At 67.0% G+C, this 16,068-nt stretch carries 10 protein-coding genes; 6 read left to right on the top strand and 4 right to left on the bottom strand.

Annotation, left to right across the window (positions count from 1 at the left end; all coding sequences use genetic code 11):
• The first annotated feature begins 299 nt into the window (after positions 1-299).
• The 3 genes from gltB (at position 300) to A5651_RS06315 (ending at position 7,260) form a co-directional block, all read left to right on the top strand.
• Entirely contained in the window at positions 300-4,952 is a 4,653-nt protein-coding gene (gene gltB, locus A5651_RS06325) for a glutamate synthase large subunit (RefSeq protein WP_066976886.1), read from the top strand.
• Entirely contained in the window at positions 4,945-6,411 is a 1,467-nt protein-coding gene (locus tag A5651_RS06320; RefSeq protein ID WP_066976883.1) for a glutamate synthase subunit beta, read from the top strand. The genes gltB and A5651_RS06320 overlap by 8 nt, the downstream gene beginning before the upstream one ends.
• Before the next feature lie 63 nt (positions 6,412-6,474).
• Entirely contained in the window at positions 6,475-7,260 is a 786-nt protein-coding gene (locus A5651_RS06315; protein ID WP_066977295.1) for a polysaccharide deacetylase family protein, read from the top strand.
• A 378-nt stretch (positions 7,261-7,638) separates the two neighbouring features.
• Here the strand turns inward: A5651_RS06315 and A5651_RS06310 are convergent, their stop codons facing one another.
• Entirely contained in the window at positions 7,639-8,475 is an 837-nt protein-coding gene (locus A5651_RS06310; protein ID WP_231988585.1) for an LLM class F420-dependent oxidoreductase, read from the bottom strand.
• Between the two features lie 86 nt (positions 8,476-8,561).
• Positions 8,562-10,058 (bottom strand): potassium/proton antiporter, encoded by a 1,497-nt coding sequence (locus tag A5651_RS06305; RefSeq protein ID WP_066976880.1) that lies wholly within the window; start codon positions 10,056-10,058, stop codon positions 8,562-8,564.
• Between the two features lie 118 nt (positions 10,059-10,176).
• On the opposite strand from A5651_RS06305, the gene A5651_RS06300 reads away from it, so the two are divergent.
• The 3 genes from A5651_RS06300 to A5651_RS06290 are packed head-to-tail and all read left to right on the top strand — an operon-like array spanning position 10,177 to position 14,152.
• On the top strand, positions 10,177-10,857 hold the full coding sequence (locus tag A5651_RS06300) for a TrkA family potassium uptake protein (RefSeq protein WP_066977292.1): 681 nt from the start codon (positions 10,177-10,179) through the stop codon (positions 10,855-10,857).
• 16 nt (positions 10,858-10,873) lie between these two features.
• Complete coding sequence (locus tag A5651_RS06295) at positions 10,874-11,878, top strand: PHP domain-containing protein (RefSeq protein WP_066976878.1); 1,005 nt, start codon at positions 10,874-10,876, stop codon at positions 11,876-11,878.
• Positions 11,879-11,917: 39 nt separating this feature from the next.
• The gene (locus tag A5651_RS06290) at positions 11,918-14,152 is read left to right on the top strand and encodes a catalase (RefSeq protein ID WP_066976875.1); all 2,235 of its coding nucleotides are present in this window, start codon (positions 11,918-11,920) and stop codon (positions 14,150-14,152) included.
• Between the two features lie 11 nt (positions 14,153-14,163).
• Here the strand turns inward: A5651_RS06290 and dinB are convergent, their stop codons facing one another.
• Entirely contained in the window at positions 14,164-15,369 is a 1,206-nt protein-coding gene (dinB, locus tag A5651_RS06285) for a DNA polymerase IV (protein WP_066976872.1), read from the bottom strand.
• A 23-nt stretch (positions 15,370-15,392) separates the two neighbouring features.
• Positions 15,393-16,043, bottom strand: a complete 651-nt coding sequence (locus A5651_RS06280; protein ID WP_066976869.1) for a TetR/AcrR family transcriptional regulator — start codon at positions 16,041-16,043, stop codon at positions 15,393-15,395.
• Positions 16,044-16,068 lie beyond the last annotated feature (25 nt).

The following is a 16,068-nucleotide window of genomic DNA, read 5'->3' as shown; positions in this document are numbered from 1 at the left end:
CGCGGTGCCGACCGGGCCAGTCCGCCTCCGATCACCCAAAGGCTAAGGCGCGCAAGGGCTTCGCCCGTATCATGGCAGCACATGGGGCAGCGTTGCCGCGGTGGCCGGGCGGGCTAGTTAGGTGCGACTAAGTTGGCATGTCAGCCGGGGTTTGTCATATCGTTTTCCCCACTTGTGCCGAGTGGGGTAGGGGTCGTCGTTCAGTGCTGCACGGAGGCGCCCTCCACGCATGACCGGCTAACGCCGTCGTCGACGGCCAGCACAGATTTTCCGTAGGTGTTTTGAAGGGCTAGGTGGGAATGGCGCCCGTACAGCCAGGGCTGTTTCGCTCCTCGCGTGCGCGCGGGCTATATGACCCCGCGTTCGAGCATGATGCGTGCGGCGTCGCCATGGTCGCGGACATGCATGGCCGCCGTAGCCGCGACATCGTCGACATGGCCATCACGGCCCTGGTCAACCTCGAGCACCGCGGCGCCCAGGGCGCCGAGCCGCACACCGGCGACGGTGCGGGCATCCTGCTGCAGGTGCCCGATGACTTCTTGCGAGAAGTCTGCGAAAAGGAAGCCTTCGAGCTGCCCGAAGCCGGCAGCTACGCCACGGGCATTGCGTTTCTGCCGCAGTCGTCGAAGGACGCGGCGACGGCATGTGAAGCCGTCGAAAAGATCGCCGAGGCCGAGGGCCTGGAGGTGCTGGGTTGGCGAGAGGTGCCCACCGACGACTCGTCGCTCGGTGCCCTGGCGCGCGACGCCATGCCGACGTTCCGGCAGGTGTTCATCGCGGGCGCGAGTGGCATGGAGCTCGAGCGTCGCGCCTATGTAGTGCGCAAGCGCGCCGAACACGAACTCGGCACCAAGGGCCCCGGCCAGGACGGGCCCGGGCGCGAAACCGTCTATTTTCCAAGCCTTTCCGGGCAGACATTCGTCTACAAGGGAATGCTGACCACGCCGCAGCTCAAGGCGTTCTACCTCGATCTGCAGGACGACCGGCTGACCAGCGCGCTGGGCATCGTGCACTCGCGCTTCTCGACCAACACGTTCCCGTCGTGGCCGCTGGCCCACCCGTTCCGCCGGATCGCCCACAACGGCGAGATCAACACCGTCACCGGCAACGAGAACTGGATGCGGGCGCGGGAAGCGCTGATCAACACCGACGTGTTCGGCTCGGCCGGCGGCGACGGCCGTGACAAGGGCCGCAGCCTCGACAAGATCGTGCCGGTGTGTACGCCCGGCGCCTCGGACACCGCGCGGTTCGACGAGGTGCTGGAACTGCTTCACCTTGGCGGCCGCAGCCTGCCGCACGCGGTACTGATGATGATCCCGGAGGCGTGGGAGCGCAACGAGTCGATGGACCCCGCGCGCAGGGCGTTCTACGAGTACCACGCGTCGCTGATGGAGCCGTGGGACGGCCCCGCGTCGATGACCTTTACCGACGGCACCGTGATCGGCGCCGTGCTGGACCGCAACGGCCTGCGCCCGTCGCGCATCTGGGTGACCAAGGACGGCCTGGTGGTGATGGCCTCCGAGGCTGGCGTGCTTGACCTCGACCCGTCGACCGTCGTCAAGAAAATGCGGCTGCAGCCGGGCCGCATGTTCTTGGTCGACACGTCCAAGGGACGCATCGTCGACGACGAGGAGATCAAGGCCGAGCTGGCCGCCGAGCATCCCTACCAGGAATGGCTCGACGCCGGTCGGTTCAAGCTCGACGAACTGCCGCCTGGCGACTACGTACGTATGCCGCATCACCGGGTTGTCTTGCGCCAGCAGATCTTTGGCTTCACCTACGAGGAACTCAACCTGCTGGTGGCGCCGATGGCGCGCACCGGTGCCGAGCCGATCGGCTCGATGGGCACCGACACTCCCGTCGCCGTGCTCTCGGAGCGGCCGCGCATGCTCTACGACTATTTCCAGCAGCTGTTCGCCCAGGTGACCAACCCGCCGCTGGACGCCATCCGCGAAGAGGTGGTGACCAGCCTCCAGGGCACCCTCGGCCCGGAGGGCGACCTGCTCAACCCGACGGCCGACTCGTGCCGCCAGATCGTGCTGTCGCAGCCGATCCTGCGCAACGCCGAACTGTCGAAGCTGATGTGCGTCGACCCCGATCACGAGATCCGCGGCCACAAGCACGGCATGCGCGCAGCGGTGATCCGGTGCCTGTACCCGGTGAACCGCGGCGGCCAAGGCCTCAAGGAGGCGCTCGACAACGTCAGGGCACGGGTGTCGGCGGCGATCCGCGACGGCGCGCGCATCATCGTGCTGTCCGACCGGGAGTCCGATGAGTCGATGGCGCCCATCCCGTCGCTGCTGAGCGTGTCCGCCGTACACCACCATCTGGTCCGCGACCGCACCCGCACCCAGGTCGGCCTGGTCGTCGAGGCGGGCGACGCCCGCGAGGTGCACCACATGGCCTGCCTGGTTGGTTTCGGCGCCGCCGCGATCAACCCGTACATGGCGTTTGAGTCGATCGAGGACATGGTCGACCGCGGCATCATCACCGGCATCAGCAGCGACCAGGCCAAGGCGAACTATGTCAAGGCCGCGGGTAAGGGCGTGCTGAAGGTGATGTCGAAGATGGGCATCTCGACGCTGGCGTCCTATACCGGCGCGCAGCTGTTCCAGGCGGTCGGCATCAGCCAGGCCGTGCTCGATGAGTACTTCACGGGCCTGACGTGCCCGGTCGGCGGCATCGACCTCGACGACATCGCCGACGACGTGGCGCGCAGGCACGCGTTGGCCTACCTGGACCGGCCCGACGAGTGGGCCCACCGCGAGCTCGAGGTGGGCGGCGAGTACCAGTGGCGCCGCGAGGGCGAGTACCACCTGTTCAACCCGGACACGGTGTTCAAGCTGCAGCACTCCACCCGCACCGGCCAGTACGACATCTTCAAGGAGTACACCAAGCTGGTCGACGACCAGAGCGAGCGGATGGCGTCGCTGCGCGGTCTCCTGAAGTTCAAAGACGGTGAACGCCCCCCGGTGCCGATCGACGAGGTCGAGCCGGCCAGCGAGATCGTCAAGCGATTCTCTACCGGCGCGATGAGCTACGGATCGATCTCCGCGGAGGCGCACGAGACGCTGGCAATCGCGATGAACCGCCTTGGCGGGCGGTCGAATTCGGGCGAGGGCGGCGAGGCCGTCAGCCGGTTCGACCGTGACGAGAACGGCGACTGGCGGCGCAGCGCGATCAAGCAGGTGGCATCCGGCCGGTTCGGCGTCACCAGCCACTACCTGTCCAACTGCACCGACATCCAGATCAAGATGGCCCAGGGGGCGAAACCCGGTGAGGGCGGCCAGCTTCCGGGTAACAAGGTGTACCCGTGGGTGGCCGAGGTGCGGCACTCCACACCCGGCGTCGGCCTGATCTCCCCGCCGCCGCACCACGACATCTACTCGATCGAGGATCTCGCCCAGCTGATCCACGACCTGAAGAACGCGAACCCGCAAGCCCGTGTGCACGTCAAGCTGGTCTCCGAAAACGGAGTGGGAACGGTGGCAGCCGGCGTGTCGAAGGCGCACGCCGACGTCGTGCTGATCTCCGGTCACGACGGCGGCACCGGGGCCACGCCGCTGACGTCGATGAAGCACGCGGGCGCGCCGTGGGAGCTCGGGCTCGCCGAGACGCAGCAGACGTTGCTGCTCAACGGGCTTCGCGACCGCATCGTCGTCCAGGTGGACGGCCAGCTCAAGACCGGCCGCGACGTCGTCATCGCCGCGCTGCTGGGTGCCGAGGAGTTCGGCTTCGCCACCGCGCCGCTGGTGGTGTCGGGCTGCATCATGATGCGTGTCTGCCACCTCGACACCTGCCCCGTCGGCGTGGCGACCCAGAATCCGACGCTGCGCAAGCGGTTCGCGGGCAAGCCGGAGTTCGTCGAGAACTTCTTCATGTTCATCGCCGAGGAAGTGCGGGAAATGATGGCTCAGTTGGGCTTCCGCACCGTCAACGAGATGGTCGGCCAGGTTGGCTCGCTGGATACCACACAGGCCGCCGAGCACTGGAAGGCTCACAAGCTCGACCTGGCGCCGGTGCTGCACGAGCCGGAGTCGGCGTTCATGAACCAGGACCTGTACTGCAGCTCGCGTCAGGACCACGGTCTGGACAAGGCGCTGGACCAGCAGCTGATCGTGATGTGCCGGGAGGCGCTGGATTCGGGCACGCCTGTGCGCTTCTCGACCACGATCGCCAACACCAACCGCACGGTCGGCACGATGCTCGGTCACGAGCTCACCAAGGCTTATGGGGGAGAAGGGCTTCCCGACGGGACCATCGACATCACGTTCGACGGGTCGGCGGGCAACAGCTTCGGTGCATTCGTGCCGAAGGGCATCACCCTGCGGGTGTACGGCGACGCCAACGACTATGTCGGCAAGGGGCTTTCGGGCGGACGGCTTGTCGTACGCCCATCCGACAACGCGCCTGAAGACTACGTCGCCGAGGACAACATCATCGCAGGCAACGTGATCCTGTTCGGCGCCACCAGCGGGCAGGTCTTCCTCCGCGGTGTGGTCGGCGAGCGGTTCGCGGTGCGCAACTCCGGCGCACACGCGGTGGTCGAGGGCGTCGGCGACCACGGATGCGAGTACATGACCGGCGGGAAGGTGGTCATCCTCGGAGCATGCGGCCGCAACTTCGCGGCCGGCATGTCCGGCGGGGTGGCCTACGTCTACAACGTCGACGGCACCTTCGAGCAGAACCTCAACTCCGAGATGGTAGACCTCGACGAGATGGACAACGAGGACGTCGAATACTTGCGCGGCATCATCACGGCACACGTCGATGCCACCGATTCCGCTGTGGGGCAACAAATTCTGGCTGACTGGGACAACGAATTGAAGAACTTCGTCAAGGTGATGCCGCGCGACTTCAAGCGCGTACTGCAGGCAATCGCCGACGCGGAGCAAGACGGGGCGGACGAAGACGGCATAGCCACCGCGATCATGGCGGCGGCGAATGGCTGACCCCCGCGGTTTTCTGAAGTACACCAAGCGCGAGACCCCGCAGCGGCGGCCGGTCCCGCTGCGGTTGCGTGACTGGAAAGAGGTTTACGAGGACTTCTCCCACGACATGCTGCGCGAGCAGGCCACCCGCTGCATGGACTGCGGTATTCCGTTCTGCCACAACGGCTGTCCGCTGGGCAACCTGATTCCCGAGTGGAACGATCTGGTCCGCAACGACCGCTGGCGGGACGCGATCGAGCGGCTGCACGCCACCAACAACTTCCCGGAGTTCACCGGCCGGCTGTGTCCTGCGCCGTGTGAGGGTTCCTGCGTGCTGGGGATCAACCAGGATCCGGTCACCATCAAGCAGGTCGAGGTCGAGATCATCGACAACGCCTTCGACGAGGGCTGGGTGGTGCCGCTGCCGCCGAACAAGCTGACGGGCAAGACAGTCGCGGTCGTCGGGTCGGGCCCGGCCGGGCTGGCCGCCGCCCAGCAGCTCACCCGTGCCGGTCACACCGTCACCGTGTTCGAGCGTGCGGACCGCATCGGCGGGCTACTGCGCTACGGCATCCCCGAGTTCAAGATGGAGAAGCGCCACATCGACCGCCGCCTCGAGCAGATGGAGGCCGAAGGCACCCGCTTCCAGGCCAACTGCAATGTCGGCGTGGACATCTCCGCCGAGGAGCTGCGGTCGCAGTTCGACGCGGTCGTCCTGTCCGGCGGTGCGACGGCCTGGCGGGATCTACCCATTCCCGGCCGGGAGCTGGACGGCATCCACCAGGCCATGGAGTTCCTGCCGTGGGCCAACCGGGTGCAGCAGGGCGATCCGGTGACCGACGACGAGGGCCTGCCGCCGCTGCACGCCAAGGGCAAGAAGGTCGTCATCATCGGCGGCGGCGACACCGGCGCAGACTGCCTGGGCACCGTGCACCGGCAGGGCTGCGAGAGCGTGCACCAGTTCGAGATCATGCCGCGGCCGCCGGAAACACGCGCCGACTCGACGCCGTGGCCGGTTTATCCGCTGATGTTCCGGGTGTCCTCGGCCCATGAAGAGGGCGGCGAGCGCGTGTACTCGGTGAACACCGAGGAGTTCATCGGCCGCGACGGCAAGGTCACCGGCCTGCGCGGGCACGAGGTGCAGATGGTCGGCGGCAGGTTCGAGAAGGTCGACGGCACCGAGTTCGAGATGGAAGCCGACCTGGTGCTGCTGGCGATGGGCTTCGTCGGGCCCGAGCGCGAAGGCCTGCTGACCGACCTGAACGTCGAGCTGACCGACCGCGGCAACGTGGCACGGGACGCCGACTTCGCCACCTCGGTGCCGGGTGTTTTCGTCGCCGGTGACATGGGGCGTGGACAGTCGCTGATCGTGTGGGCCATCGCCGAGGGCCGCGCGGCCGCCGCGGGCGTCGACCGGTTCCTGATGGGCAACACAGTGCTACCTGCGCCGATCAAGCCCACCGCCGTCCCCCAGCGCTGACGCGACACGCCCGCCAATGAGCGGGTTTTCGCGCCCGCACGCGCGACAGTAAGTGCCATGCAACTGGACCGGCGGCACTTTCTGGTGGCGCTTTCTGCGGTGACGGTCGGCGCCATGGGGTTGACCCGGTGTAGCACGGCCGCGCAGCCCCGCGCCACCGAGGCGACCCCGGTCGCCGTCGAACAACCGCCACCGCTTCTGCCGCCGCCCCCGCGCGTGGCGCGAATTCCGCTGCCGGGTGGCGGCATGCTTGCCACCCTGCCCGACGGCGGGGACCTCTTGGCGCTGACCGTCGATGATGGTGTCAGCAGCGATGTGGTGCGGCTCTACACCGAGTTCGCCAGGGACACCGGTGTGCGGCTGACGTACTTCGTCAACGGCGCCTACCGGTCGTGGACGGAGAACCAGGCGCTGTTGCGGCCGCTCGTCGACAGTGGGCAGATCCAGCTCGGCAACCACACCTGGTCTCATCCGGACCTGACGAAGTTGCCGTTAACCGCTGTGGCAGAAGAGCTTCGGCACACCCACGACTTCCTGTGGAAGGCCTACGGCGTGGACGCCCGGCCCTACTTCCGGCCGCCCTACGGCGCGCACAACGCCAACGTCGACACGGTCTGCGGCGAGCTCGGATACACCGCGGGCACATTGTGGTCGGGCTCGTTGGAGGACCACGTGGTGCTGCCGGCCGAGGAGATCGTCAAGATGGCCGAGAAGTACTTCACGCCGGGTTCGATCGTGATCGGACACCTCAACCACGAGCCGGTCACCCACGTCTACGGCCGGCTCGTCGACCTCATCCGGGAGCGCCGGTTGCGCACCGTCACCCTGAATGATGTGTACGTCAGCTGAACAACATCTGTCACTTCTGCATCAATAAAATCATCTGCTTTTTAACCGGCGCGCCTAATTCTGTTTGCCAGATCAGCGTTATTTAATGACTTGGTGAGGGCGCTGCGGTAACGTAGTGCCTCGGTTCAGCAATTGCTATACCGCAGGAGTGATCGACGTGTACCTCAACCCACTCTCCCGCTCACGGATGAGTCGAATCGCCTGGTCATTGTTCCGCCACCCCGTGAAGTGCCGTGAGTACCCGGCGAAGGCCGAGCGCCTGATCACTGCCGACGAACTCGTCCGTTACGGCTTCTAGCAACCGCAAACCCGGTCCGAACGCGGTGTATCGCCGCGATGTGACCAACCCTTTGCCCGACCGTTATATTTTCGTTATCGTCAACCATCTTTGCTGCTCAGCCCCGAATCCCTGATCGCCTCGGCCAGCGGCGCCAACACGGCGGGGTCATGCGGCGGCGGCAGATAGATGATCGCGAGGTCCAGTCCTTCGGCTCCCAGCGCGCCTGCCTCGTCGACCGCCTTGGCGTAATCCAAGTCAGTATCTTCTCCGTTTTTCGCGCGCGCGGATTCCAGCCGAACGTGCGCCGACAGCGTGATCTCCTTCGGGTCGCGGCCGATGTCTTCGCACCGGGCGGCGAGCACGTCGCGCTTGCGCGCAAACTCCTCCGGCGGTCCGCCGACAAAGTTCCAGTGATCGGCGTACTTCGCGGTCAGCGGCAGTGTGCGCTTCTCGCCGCTACCCCCGATGCAGATTGGCGGGTGCGGCTGCTGCGGGCCTTTCGGCTCGTTGCGCGCGTCCTTGAGTTGGTAGTACTTGCCGTCGAAGGTCGTCGTCTCCTTGCTCAGCAGGCTGATGAGCACCTCGCACGCTTCCTCGAACCGGTCGAAGCGTTCCCTGATCGAGCCGAGCTCGATCCCGTAGGCGCCCGATTCCTCCTCGTTCCAGCCGGCACCGATGCCCAGCTCCAGACGACCGTTGGAGATGATGTCCAGCGCCGAAGCCATGTTTGCCAGCACGGCGGGATGACGATAATGGATGCCGGTGACGAGCACCCCGACGCGCAACCGCTTGGTGGCCTGCCCCAGCGCGGTCAGCGTGGTCCAGCCTTCGAGGCAGGGTCCGGTGGAGTCGGAGAAGATCGGATAAAAGTGGTCGAAGGTCCAGCCGGACTCGAAGACGTCTATATCGTCGGCGGCCTGCCAGACGGCCAGCATCTCGTGCCAGGTGGTGTTTTGCGGGGATGTTTTGAAGGCGAATCACACTAGATCAAGGCTAGTCCGGATTTCCTGGGCGTGCGCTGTTAGTCCGGCTCGCCGTACTCGTCGAACCAGTAGGCGAGTTTGCCGCGCCGACTGACCGCGCGGAGCCTGCGCTCGGCCGCGGTGCGCGTCTTCGGGGTGGTGACGATCAGCAGTTCGTCGCCCGCCGCTATGCGGGTCTGGGGCTGCGGGACGAAGGTGTGGCCGTTGCGGATGATCAGCGTGATGACGCTGGGGTCGGGCAACCGCAGTTCCAGGACGGTGACGCCGTGCAACCGCGACGGCGACTGCACCCGCATCGTCAGCAGCTCGGCCTCCAGCACATCCAGCGGCGCCGCTTCGACCTGGATCTCGCGGGTCGCCTCGCGCGGGATCAGCCCCAGCCGGTGGGCCAGCAGCCGCAGGCTGGGTCCCTGCACCAAGGTGAACACCACCACCAGGACGAAGACGATATTGAGCAGCCTGATGGCGTCGTCGACGCCCGCGACGATCGGGAACGTCGCCAGCACGATGGGAACCGCGCCGCGCAGCCCGGCCCAGGACAGGAAAACCTGCTCCTTCCAGGGCACGCGGAAACCGGCCAGCGAGATGAGCACCGACGCCGGCCTCGCGATCAGCAACAGCACCAACCCGATGATGATCGCCGGCACCAGGTCGCGGCCGAGGTCGCTGGGGTCGACCAACAACCCGAGCAGGACGAACAACCCGATCTGGGCGAGCCAGCCCAGCCCCTCGGCGAAGGACCGCGTCGCCGAGCGGTGCGGAAGCCCCGAGTTGGCCAGCACCACCGCGGCCAGATACGCGGCGAGGAAGCCGCTGGCGTGGGCGCTGCCCGCCGCGGCGAACGCCACCATGCCGAGCCCGAAGTTGGCCAGGGGATACAGCCCCGATGCCGGAAGCGCGATGCGGCGCAACGCGAGCGAGCCGAGCACCCCGCAGCCCAGCCCGATCGCCGCACCGGCGCCCAACTCGTAGGCCAGTTCACCGACCGTGTGCAACGGCGCCAGGTCCAGCGGCGTCTGGGAAAACATCAGCACGAGGATGACGGCGGGCGCGTCGTTGAAACCGGACTCGGCCTCGAGCATCCCGGCCAGCCGTCTCGGTAGCGGCACGACCCGCAGCACCGAGAACACCGCGGCGGCGTCGGTCGAGGAGACGATGGCGCCAAGCAGCAGCGCGAGTTGCCAATCCATGCCCAACAGCAGGTGTGCGCCCGCAGCGGTGATCACCATGGACACTGCGACCCCGACCGTCGCCAGCATGGCCGCCGGCGCCAGCACGCGCCGAATGTCGGAGAACCGGGTCGTGAGGCCGCCCTCGATGAGGATGATGGCCAGCGCCACCGTGCCGAGATGGTCGGCAAGAAGGTAATTGTCGAAGTGCAGACCCAGCCCGTCTTCGCCGACGATGACACCGACACCGAGGAACAACAACAGGCTCGGTAAGCCGACGGTGGTGGCCGCGCGCGTGGCGATGATGCTGGCCAATAAAACGAGTCCGCCGGCCAGCAGCACCAGATACAGCTGCTGCAAAGTCATTTCATCCCGCAGTTAACCAGTAGGGCCACGCATGGGTCAGTATGACTTTGTGTTCCGAGTGTTCCGAAGCAGACCGCGCTGGAGAACGTCGGCGAAACCGGTCGACGAACGCGCGACGATGCGCGTGGCCATCGCGGGCGCCGGGGCGATCGGCCGGTCTGTTGCAATGGAACTGCTCGCCTACGGCCACAAGATCCTGCTGATCGAGAACAATGTGCGGCATTACGAACCGCAGACGGTACCGGACGCGGACTGGCTGCTGGCCGATGCGTGCGAGCTGTCGTCGTTGGAGGACGCCGAAATACAGCGTTGCGATGTCGTCATCGCCGCCACCGGCGACGACAAGGTGAACCTCACGTCGTCGTTGCTCGCCAAGACCGAGTTCGGGGTGCCGCGGGTGGTTGCGCGGGTGAACGACGCCCGCAACGAATGGCTGTTCAGCGACGCCTGGGGTGTCGACGTCGCGGTGTCCGCGCCACGTGCGCTGGTGGCCGCGATCGAGGGCGCGATCGACATCGGCCACGTGGTGAGCCTGATGGAGCTGCGGCAGGGGCAGGTGAGCCTGGGCAAGCTGCGGTTGCCCGCCGATGATCCGATGGTTGGCAAGCACGTGCGAGACATTCCGCTGCCCGAGAACACGGCGTTGGCGCTGCTCATCCGCGACAGCGGGGTGATCGTGCCCCAGCCCGACGAGGTGCTGCAGGCCGATGACGAGATGTTGTTCTTCGCCGGTGGCACCGTCGAGGACCAGGTGCGCGCCCTCGTTCACGGGGCGACGAAACCGCTGCGCGGGCGGTAGCGGGCACACTGGGGTCATGGATCCTGCCCTCGCCCTCCGCCAGATCGCGTACTACAAGGACCGCGCCCGCGAGGATCCGCGACGGGTGATGGCCTACCGCAACGCGGCCGACATCGTCGAAGCACTCAGCGACACCGAGCGGGAACGCCATGGCGCTGCCAACAGCTGGCAGTCGCTGCCGGGAATCGGGCCCAAGACGGCCAAGGTCATCGCCCAGGCGTGGTCGGGTGGTGAACCGGATCTGCTCGTCGAATTGCGCTCCAGTGCAAAGGATTTCGGTGGCGGAGAGATCAGGGCTGCCCTGCGCGGCGATCTGCACGTGCACTCCAACTGGTCCGACGGATCGGCGCCGATCGAGGAAATGATGCTTGCGGCAAGGGATTTGGGCCACGAGTACTGCGCGCTGACCGATCATTCGCCCCGCCTGCGGATCGCCAACGGGTTGTCCCCGGAGCGACTGCGCGAGCAGCTCGACGTCATCGACGAACTGCAGCAGACCGTCGCGCCGCTGCGCATTCTCACCGGCATAGAGGTCGACATCCTCGAAGACGGTTCGCTCGATCAGGAGCCCGAGCTGTTGGAGCGCCTCGACGTGGTGGTGGCCAGCGTGCACTCCAAGTTGGCGATGGACAGACCGGCGATGACGCGGCGGATGCTTAAGGCCGTGGAGAATCCGCACACCGACGTCCTCGGCCACTGCACGGGCCGGCTGGTTACCGGTGGGCGGGGCATGCGCCCCGAGTCGAAGTTCGATGCCGAGAAGGTGTTCACGGCATGCCGGGACAGCGGCACCGCGGTGGAGATCAATTCGCGGCCCGAGCGCCGCGATCCCCCGACCCGACTGCTGAACCTTGCGCTGGAGGTCGGCTGCCTGTTCTCGATCGACACCGATTCGCACGCTCCCGGCCAGCTGGATTTCCTGGGCTACGGCGCGCAGCGGGCGCTGGACGCCAAGCTCCCCGTCGAGCGGATCGTCAATACGTGGCCCGTCGAAGAACTGCTGGCCTGGACCGAGTCCTGATCACGTTTCAGGGTTTCCGGTGCAGGGAAACCGCGCACCATGCCAGAAGAGCGCGGAGCCAAAGAGACCATCAAGGGTGTCATCAAGGACGCCAAGGACAAGGTGAAGGAGACCGTCGAGCGGATTGAGCAGCACAGCCCGAGCTACATCCCCGGTCGGCCGGGGTCGGAGACGCCTTCGTTCACCGAGCCGACCGCTCCCCGGGAACCGTTGCCGCCGAAGCCCGATCAGGGCGGACCGGCACTGCGAACGGCCACTGGTGTCTCGGTCGGAGGCACCCAGACCGCGCGGGGTCAGCAGGGCGAATATCTCACCACCGCCCAGGGCGCCCGGCTCTACGACACCGATCACTCGCTCAAGGCGGGGCAACGGGGGCCGACCCTGCTGCAGGACCATCACCTTCGGGAGAAGATCACCCATTTCGACCACGAGCGCATCCCGGAACGGGTGGTGCACGCCCGCGGCGCCGCTGCGCACGGCGTGTTCCGCGGTAACGGCGCGGCCGAGAAGATCTGCAAAGCGGCGTTCCTGAAGTCCGGTACCGAGACCGATGTCTTCGTCCGTTTCTCGACCGTGCTCGGCTCACGCGGATCGGCCGACACGGTCCGCGACACCCGCGGGTTCGCCACCAAGTTCTACACCGACGAGGGCACGTTCGACCTCGTCGGCAACAACATCCCGGTGTTCTTCATTCAGGACGGCATCAAGTTTCCCGATATCGTCCACGCCGCCAAGCCGCACCCGGACCGGGAGATCCCGCAGGCGCAGAGCGCGCATGACACCTTCTGGGACTTCGTGTCGCTGCACACCGAAGCCCAGGCCCACACCATGTGGAACATGTCCGACCGGGGCATCCCCCGGTCCTACCGGATGATGGAGGGTTTCGGCGTGCACACCTTCCGGCTGACCGCGCCGGATGGTTCGACGTCGCTGGTGAAGTTTCACTGGAAGCCGCGGCTGGGGGTGCATTCGCTGGTGTGGGAGGAGGCGCAGATCGCCGCCGGAATGGATCCGGATCTGCACCGCCGCGACCTGGCCGACGCGATCGAGAAGGGCGCCTACCCGGAGTGGGACCTCGGCGTGCAGGTGATGCCGGACAGCCCGGACCAGATGTACGAGGGCATCGACCTACTCGACCCCACCAAGATCGTGCCCGAGGAACTGGTCCCGGTGCAGGTGATCGGCACCATGCAGCTCAACCGCAATCCCACCAACTTCTTCGCCGAGACCGAACAGGTGGCGTTCCACCCGGGGCATTTGGTACCCGGTATCGACGTCACCGACGATCCGTTGCTGCAGGCGCGGTTGTTCTCGTACCTGGACACGCAGCTCAGCCGACTGGGCGGGCCGAACTTCGGCCAGATCCCGATCAACCGGCCGCACGCTCCGGTCAACGACATGCTCCGCGACGGGTTCCATCAGCATGGTGTGCATCCGGGCGTCGCGCCGTACCGGCCGAATTCGCTCGACGGCGGGTGCCCGTTCCTCGCCGGCGCAGACACCGCCGCGTTCATCGAGGCGCCTGCCGCGGTCGCGGAGTCGACAAAGGTCCGCGCCGCCCCTGCGTCGTACGACGATCACTTCTCGCAGGTCACGATGTTCTACCGCAGCCTGAGCCCGGTCGAGCAGGCTCACGTCGCCGAGGCGTACACCTTTGAGCTGGGCAAGTGCTACGAACAGGCGATCAAGGAGCGCCAGCTCGCGGTGCTGGCCAACATCGACGCCGAGCTGTGCGCGACGGTCGCCGCCGGATTGGGCCTGGAGCCGCCGGCACCGACGGTGCCCCCGACCGAACCCACGGTGATCAGCGAGGCGCTGTCCCAGGTCGGCGGGAACTGGCCGGTCGATGGACGCCTCGTCGGAATTCTCACCGGGCCCGACTCCGATCACGGTGATGTGGCGGCGGTGGTTGCCGCGCTGGGTGCAGCCGACGTGGTGCCCTTGGTGATCGCCCCGCACGGGGGCACCCTCGACCACGACGGCGACAGCGTGCCGGTCTCCCGCACGTATGCCACCTCCCGGTCCATCGAGTTCGACGCCCTGGTCCTGGCCGGCACACCGGCGACCGTTCAGGCGCGGATCCTCGTCGACGAGGCGTTCCGGCACTTCAAGGCGCTGGCTGTGCTGCCGCAGGGTGAGGAGCTGCTCGCTGCAGCGGGGGTGGCGGCAGACGCGGACGGCGTCCTCACGGCTTCGGAGGCCTCGGCGCTTGCGGCCACCCTCTTAGAGGGCCTCGGCGAACACCGGGTGTGGAACCGCGTCGTCGTCGCCTGAGCGGGTCGCCGTCAGTCCGGCAGGTGGGGCATCTCCAGGCCGGGGTCGCGACCGACGAGGACGCCGCGGATGACCGCTGAGTTGCCGTAGCGCTTGCGGACTTCGTCGACGGCGTGGTCGAGCGCGACGGTGTCGGCGGCTTCCTCGAACGGCAGCTCCAACTGCTGGGCGCCGTCGCGGTCGATATTGGACACCGCGAAACCCACCAACGTGAGGCCGCGTTCGGCGATCAGTGGGGCGGCGCCGGACACGAGCTCACGGGCCGCGCCCAGGATGGTGTCGGTCGACGCCGTGGCCCGCGGCATGGTATGGGAGCGGGTGGCCCGGCCGAAGTCGTCAAACCGCAACCGCAGCACCACCGTTCGGCCGGTTCGCCCCGCCGCGCGCATGCGGCGGGTGATCCGGTCGATCAGGTTGATCACCACGGCGTCGACCTCGGCGGCCGACATGGTGTTGCCGCGGCGGCCGAGGGCACGTTGGGCGCCAACCGAACGGCGGCGCACGCCCGTGACCACGCGGCGGCGATCGATGTTGCGGGACAACGCAAACAGCTGACGACCCATTGCGCCGCCGACCATCGAGGCGAGCGTCGACTCGCTGAGCTCGGCGACGTCGGCCACGGTCTCGACGCCGTGTGCGTGCAGTGCCTCTGCGGTCTTGGCGCCAACGCCCCACAATCGGCGCACCGGTAAGGGATGCAGGAACGCCAGTTCGCGGTCAGGAGGCACGAGCAGCAGGCCGTCGGGCTTAGCTTCCTGGCTGGCTACCTTGGCGAGGAACTTGGTGCGGGCGATGCCGACCGTGATCGGGAGGCCGACACGGTCGCGGACCTCAGCGCGCAGGCGCACGGCGATCTCGATGGGCGTCCCTGAGACCCGGCGCAGCCCGGACACGTCGAGAAAGGCCTCATCGATGGAGAGGGGCTCGACGAGCGGGGTGGTATCGCGAAAGACCGCGAACACGGCGTCGCTGGCCTGCGAGTAGGCGCTCATACGCGGCGGTACCACCAAGGCATGCGGGCACAGCTCTCGGGCCTGGCGGCCCCCCATCGCGGTGCGGACACCGTAGGCCTTCGCCTCGTAGCTAGCCGCAAGCACCACGCCGCCGCCCACGATCACCGGCCTGCCGCGCAGGGCCGGGTCGTCACGCTGCTCTACCGATGCGTAGAACGAATCGAGGTCGGCGTGCAGCACACTGGCCTCACCTGACACGACCACATGGTCGCACCGGCGTCCGACAGTCAGACCGAGGCCGCCGGGCCGTAGATGCTGCTCACCCAGATGTGGGCGAGCGTGTCGACGATGCGTTCGCGCGGCACCGAATCCTTCTCGGCGGCGTGCGCGGCGAACATCGTTCGCTCATTCATCAGGTTGAGCGCGATCGCAAGGTCCCGCGCCGGAATGGTGACTGGAGCCGCCCCGCGATCGCGTTCGGCTTGAATGGAATCGGCGGTGTAGCCGATCCACTTCTGCATGAACCGCGACCACATCGTGTGCATCTCGCCGTTGGTCGGCCGCATTTGCCAGCCGGCGAGCAAGACGGCCCGGTGCTCGCCGAACGACTCGAACAGGGCATTGATGGCTCGCCAGACGCCGGCCGGGTCGACCGCCTCGTCCTTCGGGCCCAGTGCCCTGTCCGCACGTTCATCGGCCTCGGCGATGATCCGGTCGAGCAGCGTCAGAAGCACCGCGTCTTTGGACGGAAAGTAGAAGTAGAAAGTCGGCCGGGAGATCCCGGCTCCTTTGGCCAGGTCGTCGACGGAGATCTCGGTGGGCGGCCGCTCCTCGAGGAGCCGTTCGGCGGTCTCGAGTATCGCCAGCTGACGATCGTCGCCGGAGGGCCGGCTGCCGCGGCGACCTCGGGCGATGCGGGGATGGCTGGCAGTTATCACGCGGCCAACTTTACACGGTGTCGAA

Origin of the sequence: Mycobacterium sp. 1274761.0, assembly GCF_001668615.1 — a bacterium.
Classification (GTDB): domain Bacteria; phylum Actinomycetota; class Actinomycetes; order Mycobacteriales; family Mycobacteriaceae; genus Mycobacterium.
The sequence above is the reverse complement of the archived record's forward strand: the minus strand, read 5'-3'. Positions and strand labels throughout refer to the sequence as shown.